The 15,317-nt window shown below is 72.2% G+C and carries 11 protein-coding genes and 1 pseudogene; 2 read left to right on the forward strand and 10 right to left on the reverse strand.

Annotated features, from left to right (window positions below; genetic code table 11):
- The first annotated feature begins 13 nt into the window (after positions 1 to 13).
- Positions 14 to 994, forward strand: coding sequence for a methyltransferase domain-containing protein (locus WBG99_RS23885; protein WP_338898268.1), 981 nt, complete (start codon positions 14 to 16; stop codon positions 992 to 994).
- 87 nt (positions 995 to 1,081) lie between these two features.
- Here the strand turns inward: WBG99_RS23885 and WBG99_RS23890 are convergent, their stop codons facing one another.
- The 10 genes and pseudogenes from WBG99_RS23890 to WBG99_RS23935 all read right to left on the reverse strand — a co-directional run bounded on the left by WBG99_RS23890 (position 1,082) and on the right by WBG99_RS23935 (position 13,884).
- Positions 1,082 to 2,911, reverse strand: coding sequence for an FHA domain-containing protein (locus tag WBG99_RS23890; protein ID WP_338898269.1), 1,830 nt, complete (start codon positions 2,909 to 2,911; stop codon positions 1,082 to 1,084).
- 135 nt (positions 2,912 to 3,046) lie between these two features.
- Positions 3,047 to 4,396 carry a VWA domain-containing protein gene (locus tag WBG99_RS23895; RefSeq protein WP_338898270.1) on the reverse strand — a complete coding sequence of 450 codons (1,350 nt, stop codon included), beginning with the start codon at positions 4,394 to 4,396 and terminating at the stop codon, positions 3,047 to 3,049.
- 165 nt (positions 4,397 to 4,561) lie between these two features.
- Positions 4,562 to 5,878, reverse strand: coding sequence for a protein phosphatase 2C domain-containing protein (locus tag WBG99_RS23900; protein WP_338898271.1), 1,317 nt, complete (start codon positions 5,876 to 5,878; stop codon positions 4,562 to 4,564).
- Between the two features lie 3 nt (positions 5,879 to 5,881).
- Entirely contained in the window at positions 5,882 to 8,464 is a 2,583-nt protein-coding gene (locus WBG99_RS23905) for a tetratricopeptide repeat protein (protein WP_338898272.1), read from the reverse strand.
- The gene (locus WBG99_RS23910) at positions 8,461 to 9,786 is read right to left on the reverse strand and encodes a hypothetical protein (RefSeq protein WP_338898273.1); all 1,326 of its coding nucleotides are present in this window, start codon (positions 9,784 to 9,786) and stop codon (positions 8,461 to 8,463) included. The genes WBG99_RS23905 and WBG99_RS23910 overlap by 4 nt, the downstream gene beginning before the upstream one ends.
- A 52-nt stretch (positions 9,787 to 9,838) precedes the next feature.
- A complete protein-coding gene (locus WBG99_RS23915) occupies positions 9,839 to 10,876 on the reverse strand; it encodes a glutamate ABC transporter substrate-binding protein (RefSeq protein ID WP_338898274.1) in 1,038 nt (345 codons plus the stop codon).
- Between the two features lie 32 nt (positions 10,877 to 10,908).
- Positions 10,909 to 12,384 carry a hypothetical protein gene (locus tag WBG99_RS23920; RefSeq protein WP_338898275.1) on the reverse strand — a complete coding sequence of 492 codons (1,476 nt, stop codon included), beginning with the start codon at positions 12,382 to 12,384 and terminating at the stop codon, positions 10,909 to 10,911.
- A gap of 275 nt (positions 12,385 to 12,659) precedes the next feature.
- Positions 12,660 to 12,770: pseudogene (locus tag WBG99_RS23925) on the reverse strand (ATPase); the annotation flags it as partial.
- A gap of 124 nt (positions 12,771 to 12,894) precedes the next feature.
- Entirely contained in the window at positions 12,895 to 13,149 is a 255-nt protein-coding gene (locus WBG99_RS23930) for a hypothetical protein (RefSeq protein ID WP_338898276.1), read from the reverse strand.
- Positions 13,150 to 13,347: 198 nt separating this feature from the next.
- Positions 13,348 to 13,884 carry an HNH endonuclease gene (locus tag WBG99_RS23935; protein ID WP_338898277.1) on the reverse strand — a complete coding sequence of 179 codons (537 nt, stop codon included), beginning with the start codon at positions 13,882 to 13,884 and terminating at the stop codon, positions 13,348 to 13,350.
- 314 nt (positions 13,885 to 14,198) lie between these two features.
- Between WBG99_RS23935 and WBG99_RS23940 the strand changes: the two genes are divergently transcribed.
- Positions 14,199 to 15,296, forward strand: a complete 1,098-nt coding sequence (locus WBG99_RS23940; RefSeq protein WP_338898278.1) for a mechanosensitive ion channel family protein — start codon at positions 14,199 to 14,201, stop codon at positions 15,294 to 15,296.
- Positions 15,297 to 15,317 lie beyond the last annotated feature (21 nt).

The following is a 15,317-nucleotide window of genomic DNA, read 5'->3' on the forward strand; positions in this document are numbered from 1 at the left end:
GCACAGTGGAGGTATGGGCACGCATGCTGTGGACCACGACCTGGAACGCCTCGCCGCCGAGGCGCGGTCGGCGCTGGTGCGCGAGATCGAGGCGAGCGGGGCTTGGGAAGCCGACCCGGAGTGGCGGAAGGCGTTCGAGACCGTCCCCCGGCACCTCTTCGTCCCGTACTACTACGCCGGCGGTTCGGGCGGTTTCGAACGGCGGTGGGGCGAGGAACGCGACCCCCGGCGGCGTGAGCGCTGGGTGCGGGGCGCGTACGCGGACGCCCCGCTCGCCACGCGGGTGCGCGACGGGGAGCTGATCTCCTCCAGCAGCCAGCCCTCGCTGATGGCGAAGATGCTGGCCGAACTGGAGGTGGAGGAAGGCGACAGGGTGCTGGAGATCGGCGCCGGCACCGGTTACAACGCCGCCCTGCTCGCGCACCGGCTGGGTGACGACCTGGTCACCACCGTCGACCTGGACGCCGACATCACGGAGGCGGCGCGCAGGCACCTGGACGCCGCCGGGTACCACCCGACCGTGGTCACCGGGGACGGGGCGCGCGGAGTGCCCGAGCGGGCGCCGTACGACCGGATCATCGCCACCTGCACGTTGCACTCGATCCCGCGCCCCTGGCTCGCCCAGTGCACCACCGGCGCACGCATCCTGACGCCGCTGGCCACGGGGCTGGTACGGCTGCGGGTCGAGGAAGCCGAGCACGCCGAGGGGCGGTTCCTGCACACGTCCGCGTACTTCGTGCCGTTGCGTGGGAGCAGCGAGACGGAGGCGGTGCGCCCGCATCTGGGCGGGTTGCCGCGACAGGCCAGGGACCACGAGCTCTTCCGGTTCCTGCTGGCCCTCACGGCGGGCAGCCTCGACCCGCACGAGGCGCTCGCCCTGTGGCAGCGCGAGGACATGCCCTCCCGTGACCGCTACGGCATCACGGTCCGCGGCGAGCACGCCTGGGCGTGGCTGGACGACCCGGAGGGCCCGTACGCCTGGCCCTTGCCGTGATTCGGACGGCCCGAGGACCCGGACCGACGAGTCGGAGCCGACTGAACCGTTCAGTCGGCCCCGGTCGTTTCGCGGCTGCGGTGCGCGTCAGCCCCGGTGGATGGTGATCGTCGTCCACGCGCCCACGTGTACCCGGTCTCCGTCCTGGAGGGGGATGGGGACGAAGGGCTGGATGGGGTCCTCGGAGCCGTTGACCGTGGTTCCGTTGGTGGAGTTCTGGTCGACGACCGCCCAGCTGCCGTCCGGCTGCTGCACCAGTACCGCGTGCTGGTGGGAGACGCCCGGGTCCTCCGGCGGCACCGAGAGATCGATGTCGGGGGTGTCGCCGGTGGAGTGGCGGCGGCGGCCGATGGTGATCTGGTTGCCGGTGAGGGGACGCCGCTGCTCGGGGGAGTACGCGGGCAGGTTCAGGCCCGCGGCCTCGGGGCCCGAGCGCTGCATCATCGCCATGAAGTAGTCGCGGTCCGGGCCGATGGTCGCGCTCCAGGTCGTCGGCGCCTGCGAGTACGCGGGGCCGGGCGGGGCCTGGGTGGCACCGGGCTGCGGGTAACCGTAGCCGCCGGGGCGGGCACCCGCGCCGCCGGGTCCGCCGGCACCGCCGGGTCCACCGCGCCCACCTGGTTGGCCCGGACCCGTCGAGGACGGCGGGGAGATCACCCAGTCGTCGTCGCCACCGAAGGCGGGGCCCCCACCGGACTGCGGACCACCGGGTCCGCCAGGGCCCCCGGGCTGCGGTCGCCGGGTTTCCTGTGGGAAAGCGGGCGGAGCCGGTGGCCCCGACTGCTGGAACGCCTGCGGTGCCCCACCAGGGCCCTGACCACGGCCCTGGTCACCGGGGCCCTGACCGCCGGGATCCTGGCCACGGGGGCCGCCAGGACCACCCGGTCCACCAGGCCCGCCGAATCCGCCCGGCCCACCGGACCCGCCAGGGCCGCCGAATCCGCCCGGCCCACCGGACCCGCCAGGGCCGCCGGGCCCACCCGGCGTAGGTCCGGGCGGTGGCGGAACCGGTCGTGACGGATCGCCGCTGAAGCCAGAAGGCCCGGGTCGTGACGGATCGCCGCCGAAGCCCGGGGGGCCGGGCCGCGAAGGGTCACCGCCGAAGGCGGACGGGCCGGACTGCCCCGGCCGACCGCCCTGTCCCGGACCAGGCTGTCCGGGCGGACCCGAAGGCCCACCACCGAACCCGGAGGAAACCCCCGGCCCGGAGGGGCTTTCGGGCCCGCCGGGACGACCAGACTGCCCATGACCACCGGGTCCGCCGTGACCCCCGGGACCGCGCGGCTCGCCGAATCCACCGGGACCACCCGGACCGTTAGGTCCGCCCGGTCCGCCCCGGCCCGACGGGTCGCCGCCGAACGGCGGCCCCGACGGGATCGGCTCGGCGGGACGGTTCATCTGTGAGGGTCGTGAGCTCTGGTAGTCGTACGCGTCACCACCGCCGAACGACGGCGGAGGCTGCTGGAAGCGGAGCGCGGGGTTTCCGCCGGCACCGGGCCCGGCACCCGGACCAGGTCCACCGGGGCCCGCTCCAGGCCCAGGCCCGCCCGGACCGGCACCCGGCGACGGCGCCGAGGGCCGAGGCGCGGCCGGTGTGTAAGTCGTCGCCGTGTTGGTCAGGAAGTTCCAGCGGCACTCCTCGCAGAAGGGCGCGCCGCCCTCGCGGGGCGTGCGGCACTGCGGGCAGAGTTCCGGCTCGGCGGCGAGGCGCGGTCGTCCTCCGGGACCCCCGGGGCCCCCCGGTCCCCCCGCGCCCGGGGGAGGTGAGCCGGGCGGCGGGTATCCGTAACCGGCGCCCGGTGGCGGCGGCGGTGGCGGCGGGGGTGGCGGCGGGGGTACGGCACCGGCCATACGGTGACCGCAGACCTCGCACCAGTCGTCGGAACCCGACTGGTGTCCGTTCGGGCAGGTCGGCATGTCGGCGCTTCCCCCTCTCCTTTCCGGCCTCTCGGCCGGGTGCTGTGGCCGCGACGGGCCGGTGTGGCCGGTTCTGTCCGGATCCCCGGTGGGGGAGCCCGGCTCATGTGCAGCGGTGTTTCCGGTTGCTTCTTCTTACTTCTTTACACGAACAGTCTTTGTCGACCGGGTTTCGAGAGTCATCTCGTCGGCCTCCGTGACCTTCGCTTTCAGTCGCACAGTACCTGTCGTCGCGTCGACCACGTCCACCACCTTCGCAAGCAGTTTCGCAGTATCCGCGTTCCCCGACGCGCTCGCGAGCTGAACGGCCCGCCCCAGCTTGGCCGTTGCGCCGTCGAAATCACCGGCTTTGCGGGCGTCCATACCCTGTTGGATGACTTGTGCCAGTTCCGCCTGACCCGTGTAGTGCGCGACCTGGGGGTTGATCGAGGTGGACGCGGCCATGTCGTCGGTCCACACGGCCTTCACCAGGCCCTGGGCGCCGAGGTTCTGCGCCGTGCCGTCGCCGGGCTGCGGGATGACCAGGGACACCCGGGCGGCCAGCATCTCCTGGCCGAGGGATGCGGCCGGGACCTCGACGCAGACGTGGTAGTCACGCGACTCGTCTCCCCACGAGCCGGTCGGGTAGTCCCCGGCGCGCGGTCCCGCCTCACTGCGGCGGTCGGTCAACTCCTCGACCGTGGGGGCCACTTGTTTGACGAACTTGATCTGTGTGCCGACCGGGGTCCACAGCCGCAGGGCGACGTCCGCGACCTCCTTGCCCATGGCCGTCTCCATCATCTGTGTGAAGTCGGCGGACAGGGCGGCCGGGTCGGCGATGATGTCGGCGGTGCCGAGGAGCGCGGAGGCGATCCCGGTGACCTCCTTGACCTCCCAGTCGGTGCCGACTCCACGCGCGTCACAGGTGAACCGTCCGGCACAGGCGTCCAGCGCGGCCTTCAGGTCCTGAGGTGACTCGTGCTCGTTGCGGCCGTCGGTGAGCAGGACGCCGTGGCGTATGGCGACGTCGGCGGAGGCGAGCAGCCGGTCGGCGAGCTTCAGCCAGGTGCCGATCGCGGTGCCGCCGCCCGCGCTGAGCCTGCGCAGCGCCTGCTTGGCCTGGTCCCGGGTGGTGGAGTCGGCGACGGCGAGCCGGCCGCCGCCGGGATAGACCTCGCGGGCCACATGGGTGCCGTCGATCACCGCGAAGTGGACGCCGTCACGCAGGGTGTCGATCGCGGCGGCCGTGGCGTCCCGGGCGTTGCGTATCTTGGTCGGCGGATAGTCCATCGACCCCGAGCAGTCGACCATGACCGCCACGGCGGCGGACGGGCCCTGGCCGGGCGAGTAGAGGTGCGGCGCGGTGACCGCGCTGCCGATGGTGCCACCGCCGGTCGCGCTGACCGTCACGATGGCGTTGACCTCGCGGCCGCCTTCGGGCAGGTACTCGTTCTGGTACACCTCGACCGAGAACTGCGGCACGTTCGACTTCGAGAAATTGGCCATGCCTACTCTGATCCCCCTAGCAGCCCCACTGGTAGCCCCACAGCACGTGGGGTGATGACTGTGCGTGCCCGTGCCCGTGCCCGTGGCCGGACCGGTCCCCTCCGGTCCGGCGGCCGTACCCGCCCGGCCGCCGAGTCGCCCGCGAACATCCCGCCCGCGAGCCCCTCAGGCCGATCCTGCCCCCTGGGGCAGTGCGGGGAACGGCAGGACGGCCACTGTTACGTTGTCGTGGCCGCCGCCGTCGAGGGCGCGGCCGACCAGGACCTGCGCGCAGTGCAGCGGTCGCTCGGCCGCGTCCAGGGGCACGGCCCCGGCCATCTCCTCGGCGGCCTCCGCGTAGTTCCACAGTCCGTCGGTGCACACCACCACTACACCCGGCCGGTCGGGTTTGAAGGAAGCGGTGTGCGGCTCCAGTTCGTACGCGTCCGCGCCGAGCCAGCCGGTGATCGCGTGGGCGCGCTCGTCGGCATACGCCTCGGCCTCGTTCATCAGTCCCGCGGCCACCATCTGTGCCGCCCACGAGTCGTCCTCGGTGAGCCGGGCCGGGGGCGCGCTGCGGTCCACCGGGACCCAGTAGGCGCGGCTGTCGCCGACCCAGCCCACGACGAGCAGGGTCGGGGTGACGACGGAGCCGACGATGGTGCACGCCGGAGCGTTCTGGTGCGGGGAGTGCTGATGGGCCGTCTCCGGCTCCCCCGCCAGGGCGTTGACGGCGTTGGCGGCGGCGACGATCGCGTCGTGCATCGCCTGCTGCGGGTGGGTGCCGCGCGGCAGGGAGTCCAGCAGCGTTTCGCCCGCGGCGCGGGCGGCGGCGAGCGAGGCGTCGTCGGGGCGGGTCGCGGAGGACACGCCGTCGCAGACGATCGCGACGACCGCGGGGGAGCCGTCGGGCAGCGCCGTCGAGGAGATCGCGAACGCGTCCTCGTTGCGGTGGTGGCGCAACCCCCGGTCGCTGACCGCGGCGACCGCGCCCAACTCCTGTTCCACGTGGTCGCGTTCCCGCGGCTGGGCGTGCCCGCAGTTCTCGCAGTAGCCGTCCTCGTCGACATGCCCTCCGCGGCAGGCCACGCACAGCTTCGTGCCGGCCGGCGGTGTGGCCGGGTCGACGGTCCGCGGGTCCGGCGGCTGGGGCGCGGCCAGCGGATACTCGTCGGGCTCGTGGGCCCGGTCGAACCGGACGCCCCGCCCCGGACCGGGCAGGTCGCCGCCGCCCGAGTCGGTGCCCGGGATGTCGGTGGGACGGACCACCGGCCCGGGGGTCTCGGAACTCGGCTCGGAGGCGACGGGCCAGTCCACGGGCATGGCCTCCTCGGGCGGCTCGCCCGCCGTCCCGTTCAGGGTGACGGTCGGCTGGTCCTCCGGCGGCGCGGGCACCGCCGAGAGGTCATAGCCGCACGCACCGCAGAAGCGGTCGTCCGAAGCGAGGGGCCACTCGCAGATCGGGCACTTCGTCAGCGCGGTCGGCTGGGGCATCTGCGACATGAACTACACCCACGTCCGGGGGCGGTAACGGTTGGCACGTTCCACCAGGTCGATCCTCTCATCGCCGCCTTGAGCGAGCCGGGCCAGTGTGCGGTACGACCGCTCCAGTCCGAAGCGGAGGCCGCGTTCGTCCAGCGCGCTGCCGAGCAGCACCCGCTCGCCGGCCGGGGGCGCGGCACCCTGGCTACCGGAGAGTACCCAGTCCAGGGCACAGCCGAGGACCTCTGTGGACAACTGCTCGCGGCGCACCGCGTCCAGACCGTACCCGCCGAGCGCCTCGACCTGCCCGGCGGCGGCGGTCAGGTCCTCCAGGAACGGCGCGTCCGGTACGGCACCGGACGACGCGGTCCCGGGCGCGAGCGCCGCCTCCGTACGGTGTCTGAGCCGCGCCCGTACGGCGGCGACGCGGGCGGCGGTGTAGTGGATGGACGCCTCCGGTACGGACTCCAGGACGCGGACGGCGTTCTGCCGGTCCCCGGCGGTCAGCCGCACCCGGGCGAGCCCGAACGCGGCGCTGACGAAGCTGGGGTCGGTCGTCCACACCAGGCGGTAGTACTCGGCGGCGTTGTCCAGCTGCCCCAGCACCTCCGCGCACAGGCCGAGGGCCAGCTTGGGAGCCGGCTCGCCCGGGAAGGCGTCGTAGATCGCGTCGAAGGACAGTGCGGCGTTCTCGTGGTCGCCGGTGGCGAGTGCGGCCACACCGCGGTACCAGACCACCCGCCAGTCGTCGGGGTGATCCCGCTCCAGGGCGTCCAGGGTGGCCAGCGCGATGCTGAACTCGCCCATCTCCAGGCGGGCCCGCAGTTCCCGCAGCCGCAGCTCCAGGGAGCCGCTGGGCGCCGCGTGCAGCGCCGTGATCAACTCGGTGGGCGCGGAGGCCATGAGGCCCGCCAGGAACCCGGCGTTGGCGTCCCCGGGGTCCACGCGCGGGACGGGCAGCGCGAGGGCCGAGGCGGCGGTGTCCAGCTGCTTGGTGAGCTTCGCGGGGGAGGGCGAGCCACCGGTCAGCAGCGCGGGCGTACCGGAAGGCGAACCGCCGTTCTTCACGGCCGCCTTGTCGCGCCGTGTCCCCAGCCGGGACACCTCCCCGTCCAGCTCCGCGAACAACTCCGTGTCCGTGACCTTCAGTTCGGGCCCGAAGATCGTCGACAGCGCGGGCCGTGCCCGGCCCGTCTGCAGTGAGACGACCTCGCGCAGCACCCCCGTCAGCTGCTCCGCCATCTCCTGCGCGGAGGCGAACCGGCGGGCCGGGTCGGGGTCGGTGGCCCGCACCAGCAGGCGGTAGAAGGACTCGTACTGGCGGAAGACCTCGATGTTGTCCGGGTCGGGCAGGGAGTCCACGAAGACGTTCGTGTAGCCCTGGAAGTCGAAGGTGAGTACCGCGAGCGTACGGGCGACCGTGTAGAGATCGGAGGCCACCGACGGGCCGACGTCGGCCACTTCGGGCGCCTGGTAGCCGACCGTGCCGTAGATGGCCGACTCGTCGTCGTCCATCCGGCGCACCGCGCCCATGTCGATCAGCTTGAGCTGGTCCTCGGTCTGGATCGCGTTGTCGACCTTGAAGTCGCAGTACAGCAGATTGCGGCTGTGGAGGTGGCCGAGCGCCTCCAGGGCCTCGATGCCGTACGCGCAGGCCTGCTCGACCGGGAGCGGATCACGCCGACCGTTTGCCGTGCGGCGGTCGTTGGCGATCTCCTTGAGGGACTTGCCGCCGACGTACTCCATCACGATGTACCCGTCCAGCGAGCCGGTGCGCTGGTCGAGGTGTTCGACGAAGTTGTAGATGCGGACGATGTTGGAGTGCTCGATCTCGGCGAGGAAACGCCGCTCGGAGATCGCGGCGGCCATCGCGTCCTGGTCGCCCGTGTCGAGGAGGCCCTTCAGCACGACCCACCGGTCCGACACCGCCCGGTCTACGGCGAGGTAGATCCAGCCCAGGCCGCCGTGCGCGAGACAGCCCACGACCTCGTACTGGCCGCGCACGATGTCGCCCGAGTGCAGCTTCGGCACGAACGAGTACGGGTGGCCGCACTTGGTGCAGAAGCCCTCCGTGCGCCCCGGCCGGTCACCGCGCGCCCGCCCGACCGGCGCCCCGCAGTCGGAGCGTGAGCAGAACCGCTTCCGCTCGGGTACCTCGGCGGTCTCCAGGACCATCGAACGCGGGTCCGGGCGCGGCACGTCCGGGACCTGGACCAGACCGACGCCGAGCCGCGCCCGCCCGGAGGAGGAGGCGGTTTTGCCGGAACTGCGCACCGACACCGAGCGGCCCGTCGACTTGCCCGACAGGGCGCGCGAGAGCCGGCCCGAGACAGAGCGCCGGGACTGCGAGGAGCGGGCGGACGTCCGCGAGGAGCGCGAGGAGCGTGAGCTGTTCGGCCCGGAGCCGCGTGAGCCCTTGCCGCCCCCGGTGATGCCGGTGGGCGGGGAGGAGACCATGCCGCCGGCCGAGACGACCGGGGCCAGACCGCAGGTTTCGCAGTACAGCTCGCCGCCGCCCACGTCCTCGTACGAACCCGAGCAACCGGGCCGCTGACACGACTGCTGCCGCCCCTGCTCGCTGGCGGGGTCCTCGTCCGTCCGACTCACGATTGCTCCTCCCGCCGGTCCTGGGGGACGCGCGGGCCGGGCACCGAGGTGCCCAGCAGTTCGGCCGCCGCCTGCTGGTAGCGCAGCACCGCCTGCTCGGCGACGCGCAGGTCGCAGGGGGCGCTCCACAGCATGCGGCGTGCCGCGTCATACCGCTCGACCAGCAGCGAGTCCTCCGCGAAGCCGTGCCGGGCGACCTTCGCCTTGTACGCGTCGAGCCGGCCGCGCAGCTCCGCGCGGATCGCCAGCGGTGCGGTCACGGCCGTCAACGACTCGCGAGCGCGCAGCAGTTCGTCGTCCGCCTTCCGCTCCAGGGACTCCAGGAGCGGGGACAGCCGGTGCCACTGCGCGTGTCTGCGGTACTCGGCCGCCATCGCCAACTGCTCCTGGAGCACCGTCGGCGGGCCGCTGACCACCGGCACCTCGGTCGCGGCGATCTTCGCCAGCACCTCACCGCGCGCGCTGCGCGCCTCGGCGAGCGTACGGTCCGCGCGGCTGAGTACGTCCCGCAGCTTCACCAGCCGCGACTCCGCGTCCTGCCGGACGGTCAGCACGGCCTCGATCTCCCGCCGTACGTCCTCCAGGGCACGTGCCTCACGGTCGTACGTGGAGGTGTCCGGCCGGCCGCCGCCGGGCGCCGAACTGCCCGGTGCGGGCACCCAGAAGGCCAGCGGGTCGGAGATGACCCGCTCACGGAGCCCGCTCAGGGTGCGGGTGATCCGCTCCAGGTCGTCACCGGCCGGGTGCTCACCGGGGCGTACGCCGACGGAGTGCGCGAGCTGGCGGGTGCGCTGGAGCTCGGCGGCCAGCAGATCGATCCGGGCGGGCAGCGCGGACCACACGGCGTCGGCGGCCACCACCATGTCCAGCGAGGAGGCGTACAGGTCGTTCATCCGGTCCACCAGCGTGACCAGTGAGAACTGCTCGCTGAGACGGCTCGCGCCGTGCAGCGTCGGCGCGTTCGCCATCGCCGTCGCGGAGCCGGCGACCGTGACGGCCTCGCCGCGCAGCAGCCCGGTCAGCTCCACCAGGTCCTCACGGCTGGACCAGCGGCGCCGGGAACGGATCTCCCGGGCGGAGCGCAGCGCGTCCGTGTACGCGTCGAAGTACGCCCACAGGAGCGTGATCGACGCCTCCGCCGAGGTCCAGCGCTCCTTGGTGACGCCGGTCAGTTCGGCACCTTCGAGCAGCCTGCGGCCCGCGTGGTCCTGCAGGGCGAGCAGCGAGGTCTCGATGGCCTCGTGCTCCGCGCCGAGCCGCGCGAGCGCACGGTCCACCTCGTCCCGGTCCATCACCGGCCCGGTGGATCCCGCGACGCCCATCGATCACCTCTCGCTGCTGTCGGTGTCGGTCATTTCAGTTGGGTCGGTTGCCTCAGTCCCGGTACTTCTGGTCGGCTGGTGGCCGGGAGTCCGCCGAGTTGTCGCCGAGCGTCGCGGACAGCCAGGTGTTGTACGAGGCTTGCCAGCCGTCCTTCAGGTACTCCTCCAGAACCTGGTTGACCCGGCGTACCAGAGCTTCCGCCTCCAGGTGCATCGCCACGCCGTAGTACTCGGTGGTGAACGGCTCGCCCATCAGATCGACCGTCGGGTCCTGTGCCGCCTGGCTCGCGGCGAGGGCGCCGTCGGTGACCACGGCGTCGACCTCGCCGAGCTGGAGCCTTACCAGGCAGTCGAGTTGGTTGGGCGGGTTGACGGAGGTGATGTCGGCGGAGGCGGGCAGCTTGCCGGACTTCTGGTCGGCCTTCAGGATCTCCCAGGCGGTGGAACCGCTGGCCGAGCAGACCCTCTTGCCCGCCAGCGTCCTGCCGTACCCCTTGACGGTGGAGGACTTGGGGGCCAGGACCTGCTGTCCGGTCTTGAAGTACGGCTGGGAGAAGGCGACTTCACGCATGCGCGTGCAACTGATCGTCATGGTGCGGACCACCATGTCGACCTGCCCGGATTCGATCGCCGGGATGCGCTGGTTCGTGGGAACCGCCCGGAAGCGCACCTTGTCGGGGTCGCCGAGGATCTCGTCGGCTATGTGGTGCGCCAGGTCGATGTCGAAGCCTTCCAGCTCGGCGCCCGCGGTGGTGTTGTTCGGGTCGCGGTAGCCCCAGCCGTAGCTGTTCTGGTCGACGCCGACCGTGATGAAGTCGTTCTTCCTGATCCTCGCGATGATCGGGCCGGACTCGTCGGAGGAGGGCCTGAGGCTCTGGTTCTCCGGATCGTCCATGGTGTCGCACTCGTCCGCCCGTGCCTGGGAGCTCCGGGCGACACTCTCGCCGCCGGTGCCCGTGGCGCCGTCGCCGCGTGTTCCGCTGACCGGCAGAACCAGGGCGAAGACGACGGTCAGGGCGCAGAGGACCACCATCGTGCCCACGCCGCCCCAGCCCCTGAGGCCGGCCCGCAGGCGTCGTACCGCACTCATCACTCCCCTTTCCACCGCGTCTCCTCCCGCCGTCACCGGTACTCCGAAAGCCTGCGCCCGATGCCCAGCACCGCGCCCGCCGCGCCCAGCACGGCCAGCACCGCGGCGCCCACCGGGAGGCCGGTCATCGCGTCGCGACCGCCCTGGGCCGCCCGCTCGAACTCGCCTTCCTCGTGCCTGCTCGCGGTGCCCAGGTTGTCGTCGACGTTGTCGAAGCACTCGCGCGTCGGCTTGTCGCCCTGTCGGCATTCGGGCCTCGCCTCGCCGCCGATCACCTGGTCGAGGGCGCATTGGTAGTCGCCCTTGTCGTCGGCCTCGCGGGCACTGTCATGCCGCTCCAGCCACACCTTCATGTTGGCGGAGGCGGCCTTCACGGGCTTCTCGCCGCTGTCGTCGTCGGCGATGTCCTCGGCGGCGGCCAACTGCTTCTCGAGCGTCGCCATGTCGGTGTCGAATTGGAGGTCGAACTTGTCCACGACCTCGCCCTTCGCGTTCTTCGCGGACTCCGCGCCCCGGCTGATCAGCGTCAGGTTCTCGTTGCCGCGGGCGCTGAGGGAGGCGATGCGCGCGTCGTTCAGCGCGGTCAGGGACCGTACGCCGTCGTCGTAGGAGTCGTTCAGCCCCGAGCGGGCGACGGTGTGGCCGACGGCCAGCCACACCAGGACGACCGTGGAGGCGGCCGTCGCCGCGACCAGGCCGTGGTTCAACACCCGGTTCGTTCGCCGGTAGTTGCGCCGCTGGGCCCAGACGAGGCCACCGATGGCGAGGACTCCGAGAGCGATCGCGGCCCATGGATACGACGTGGCGTCGGCGTAGTCCGCACGGAGCCGCTCGTTCTCGTTGTCGTAGATCTCCTTCGCCTTCGGGAGCATCTGCTTCTGCATCTTGTCGTTCGCGTAGCGCAGGTAGGCGCCGCCCAGCGGGTACCCCAGCCGGTTGTTGGCGCGGGCCCGCTCGACCAGACCCTTGTACTCCGGCAGCAGGGCGTTCAGCTCGGCGACGCGCTTCCCCGAGCCGGAGCCGCGCTCCGACGCGGCGGCGGCGGTGGCCAGACCGTCGGCGGCCTCCCGGATCTCCCGCTCGTATCTCTCGCGCGACTCCTGCGTCTCCTGGCCGCCCGCGAGGAAGCCGCTGGAGGCCGCCGTGTTGGCGGCGGCCAGGGAACGGTAGATCTCGGCCGCGGCGGAGCTGAGGGGCTGGCTGCCGTGCAGTACGTCGTCGGCGGCGGCCGAGCGGTCGTTCATCTGCCAGGCGGTGACGGACCCGAACGCGACGACGAGGAGGGCGAGGACGGCGCCGATGACGCGCAGCCGGCCGGGCTCGGTGGTCGCGGCGGCGCGCAGTCGGTCGACGCCCTCCGCGAACGCGGTCCGGCGGGGCGGGCCGCCGTCCGGGGCCGGAGGCGGGAATGGTGACCGGGACGCGTGCGTGGCCTGCGGCGGCACGGCCGGGCCCGGTCCCGCGGGTGGTGCCGGCGGTGGCGCGCTGCCCTTCGGCGTGTATGTCACCTGACCTCCCCCTGGTCATCCGTCCATCACATCCGCCCGCTCGCACGGACGGAGGTGCACGGCCGCAAGTATCGCCGTCGGGACTGACATCGCACAGGCCTTGACTCGATCTTGTTCCCCGATCGTGTCCGTACGTCGTGTGCTTGTCGAACTCCGGTGCGGCACAAGGCTTCCCGCACCACCCCCTGCCCATGAATACGCGCTCCGGTTCGGTTCGGTTCCCGGGGGTTCGAACGCGTTCGAGATGAAAAGTGAGGGGGCACGGGCCCGTCAGGTCACCCTCTTTCGTCATGCGCCCGCACGCGCGCGTGCACGGTCCTCGGCGCGCCCACACGGTCCAGGCCGAGCAGGGCCGTGCCCAGGACAGGGGTGGCGGCGACGCCCCGACCCCGCCCCAGTCACTGGAGACCCGTCTGAGCGCGGGAATGCGGGCGGTGCGGCCGTCGGGGCGCGACTTCGTCACGGGTGGCGGCGAGCTCACTCTCCAACGCCTCCCGCAGCACAGGGAGTTCACATGAGAGCTGGGCGTTGGGGACGGGTCGGCCCGCACCGGGAACGCAGCGCGGCACGGTCGTTCGTGGCACGCGGCACGTAACCGGTGCAGGCGCGCCTGGCCCAGTCGGCCCGGGTGAGCTTGCCCTTGACCGTGAGGGTCCTGTCCTTGACGGCCGGCTCCGGCGTGGCGTTGACCGTGACCTTGGCGATCCGCTGCAGCTCGGCCGTGCCGAGGCCGCCCCACATGGCACCTATGGCGAGCTTGCGCATGAGTCCCCACATTCGAAGCGGCCCCTGGGCGTTGCGCTCCAGAGCAAGGGGCCCACTGTTGGGGTGACAGTAGGCGATCACGCTGGTGGGGGGAACGGGGGGTACCTGTGAAGACGGTGATGAAGCCGCAGGTCGAGTGGATGTGAGCGCTCCGGGCGCCCCGTGCTGGAGCGCCCGGTCATGCAAAAACCCGGATCGTCAGGCGGAGATGCCGTCGATCCGGGCCAACGCGTCGTCCGCGCCGTACGGCTGCAGGTAGGGCAGCCAGCGCGGGTCCCTATGGCCGGTGCCGATGATGCGCCAGGCCAGGCCGGTGGGCGGAGCGGGTTTGTGACGGAGCCGCCAGCCGATCTCGACGAGATGACGGTCCGCCTTGACGTGGTTGCAGCGGCGGCACGACGCGACGACGTTGTCCCAGACGTGCTTGCCCCCGCGACTGCGCGGGATGACGTGGTCGACGCTGGTTGCGACGCCACCGCAGTACATGCACCGGCCCCCGTCACGGGCGAACAGCGCCCGGCGGGTGAGAGGAACGGGCCCCCGATAGGGGACCCGGACGAAACGCTTGAGCCGGACCACGCTGGGTGCGGGGAGTGTGACGGTCGCGCTGTGCAGATGGGCGCCGGATTCCTCCAGGGAGACGGCCTTGTTCTCCAGGACGAGGACGAGCGCGCGGCGAAGCGGTACGACGCCGAGCGGCTCGTACGACGCGTTGAGGACCAGGACGTGCGGCACGGATGCCTCCTTGTACGCCGGCGGCGCGTGGCTCGCGCCGTGGACGATCCGTAGTCAGTCTCCCCTCATGCCTGGTGGAAGCGCCACCATGTCCCGGTAACGGGCTGGGAGTGTTTTCGACCACACCCTGATTCATCCCCCGCTGAGTGCGCCCTTCACTCCCTGGTGAGCGCCCTGTCGCCCTCGAACATTGCGGCGACCTTCACACGATGCCCCGTTAGTGTGGTGGGCCTGCCCGTCCGGTGACCTTTCCGTGACCCGACGGATCTTGACCGCCGCGCCGAGGGCAGATAGCGCACCTGGAGGTATCCGTCGTGTCGTCCGTTTCTTCCCCGCTTCTCCCGCGGGCCGCCGCCTCGCCGTCGCCGTCCCCCTCCCAGACGCCGACGACGCCGGCCGTGCCCACGCTGGAGGACGCCCAGGAGAGCGCGACCAACGCCGCCAGCTGGGTGGAGGAGAACTGGTCCACATGGCTGGCGATCGGTCTCCGCGTCCTGCTGATCGTGGTGATAGCGGCGGTGCTGAGAGTGGTGGTCCGGCGGGCGATCACCAAGCTCATCGACCGGATGAACCGCTCCGTCCCGGACGTCGAGGGCGCCACCCTCGGCGGCCTGCTGGTCAACGTCGAGCGGCGCCGCCAGCGCTCGCAGGCCATCGGCTCGGTGCTGCGCTCGGTGGCGTCCTTCCTCATCGTGGGCACCGCCGCCCTGATGGTCCTCGCCACCTTCGAGATCAACCTCGCCCCGCTGCTGGCCTCCGCCGGTGTCGCGGGCGTCGCCATCGGTTTCGGCGCCCGGAACCTGGTCACGGACTTCCTCTCCGGTGTCTTCATGATCCTGGAGGACCAGTACGGCGTCGGCGACACCATCGACGCGGGCGTCGCCTCCGGCGAGGTCATCGAGGTCGGCCTGCGCGTCACCAAGCTGCGCGGCGACAACGGCGCGATCTGGTACGTCCGCAACGGCGAGGTCAAGCGCATCGGCAACCTCTCCCAGGGCTGGGCCACGGCCGGTGTCGACGTCACCGTCCGCGCCGACGAGGACCTCGACAAGGTCCGCCGCACCCTCCTGGAGGTCGGCGAGGCGATGAGCAAGGAGGAGCCCTGGAACGAAATCCTCTGGGGCCCCGTCGAGGTCCTCGGCCTCGACGACGTCCTCCTGGAGTCGATGGTGGTCCGCGTCGCCGCCAAGACCATGCCCGGCAAGGCCCTCACCGTCGAACGGGAACTGCGCTGGCGCATCAAGAAGGCCTTCGACGCCGCCGGCATCCGCATCGTCGGCGGCGCCCCCGCCCTCGCCGACGACCCGGACGACCCGACGGCGGGCGTGGCGGCCCCGTCGGCCTACGCGTCCACCACGTCACCGCAGTCGGAGCGGGCCACACCGATCGCACCGGCGAGCCTGCCGAGGTAGGGCGGCGCGTACAGGTGTGGA

The organism is Streptomyces sp. TG1A-60, from assembly GCF_037201975.1.
Lineage (GTDB): Bacteria > Actinomycetota > Actinomycetes > Streptomycetales > Streptomycetaceae > Streptomyces.